Raw genomic sequence first — 1,476 nt, 5'->3', positions numbered from 1 at the left:
AGAAGGTGTTGGAACGGGGGAATCTATGGTTGACGGTGGTCCGTGACTCCTTCATTGTGCTCATGCCGCTAACCTTTTTCGGGCTGGTGGCACTGCTCTTACAGTTTTTTCCGTGGAGCGTCTACCGTGACACGATGACTTTCCTGTGGGGCGACGGCTGGCCCCAGCAGTTGAACAGGGTGATTCAGGCCTCGCACGGCATCTTTGGCATGGTGTTGGCGTCGGTGGTTGCAAACCTCCTGGCAAAGCGGTTGATGCGGCCGTCGTTCGAGGCGCCAGAAATTCCCTCGATGATCGTTGCCATCTCCGCATTGATCAATTTCATGCTGATGGCGTCTGCGCGCCCGCTTTTTGTAGATGGCTTGGGGCACGGGGGCATGTTGCAAGGCATTGTGGTGGGAGTCGCCACAGCTGAGCTGCTACGACTGGTCACACGATGGCATTGGCTGCGGGTGAGTGATGATCCCTACGTTGCTGATTCCATCTATCACCATGCGGTGCGCCTGACGCCAGCCGTGATCGTGGCAGGGATTGTTTTTTTCTTGATCGTGGAGATGCTCGGAACTCTGCCTACGGTCTCTCCCTATGTGTTGTCGCCCGTGGTGATATGGGCGCAACTGAAGCAGGCAGATGCCACCTGGGTATTGAGCAGCCTGGCGACCCTGCTAAACCAAACCGCCTGGTTTTTCGGCATCCATGGGGCCCAAATTCTCGACACCTACGGCGCCGCACTCTTTGCCCCAGGTGGTTCACCCTACACCAACGCGCTGGCCTGGCGCCCCCTGTTCAACCACTTTGCACTGATGGGTGGAGCAGGCTCCACGATGTGCCTGGTGATTGCCATTTTGTGGAARGTGAGGCAGGGGCCTCAACACCAGATTGCCAAATGGTCGGCGTTGCCAGCCCTCTTCAATATCAACGAGGCAGTGCTGTATGGGCTGCCCATTGTGCTGAATGGAATCTATGTGGTGCCGTTCCTGTGCATTCCTWTGTTGTTCACTCTGATGACGGTGGCCGCGACCGAGCTGGGTTGGATCAGCTTTCTGGCGGTAGATATTCCGTGGACGACGCCACCGATCGTGTCGGGGTGGCTGCTGACGGGAGGCTGGCGAGGCGCTGCGTTGCAGTGTGTAGAGATGGCGCTGGGCGTTGCTCTCTATCTTCCGTTTGTACGAAAGGCAGAAGTTGTACGCAAAGAGCGGGAAGCCAAAGCGGTGACGCATGTCCTTCAGCACATCGCAGACGAGAGCCAAAAAACCGGGAAGTTTGTCATCGGCCACGATCAGACGGGTTTTGTTGCCAGAAGCCTCTTGGCTGATTTGCGTACAGAGTTGAAAAGAAACGATGGCGAATTGTGGCTTGCCTACCAACCCAAGCACGATACCTTGGGACGCTTGGTGGGAGTCGAAGCCTTGGTGCGTTGGAACCATGCCGCCTATGGCCCGATTTCCCCCGTGGTGATGGTGGCTTTGTCCG

At 57.1% G+C, this 1,476-nt stretch carries 1 protein-coding gene; it reads left to right on the top strand.

Annotated elements, in window-relative coordinates; all coding sequences use genetic code 11:
• Positions 1 to 35: 35 nt before the first annotated feature.
• On the top strand, positions 36 to 1,476 hold a 1,441-nt coding region (locus AC1DZ5_RS21510), incomplete at its 3' end, for a PTS transporter subunit EIIC (RefSeq protein WP_477892846.1).

This window comes from Rhodoferax sp. P1_F3, from assembly GCF_056405715.1.
Note: the sequence above shows the minus strand (reverse complement) of the source record. Positions and strands in the feature narration are given on the sequence as shown.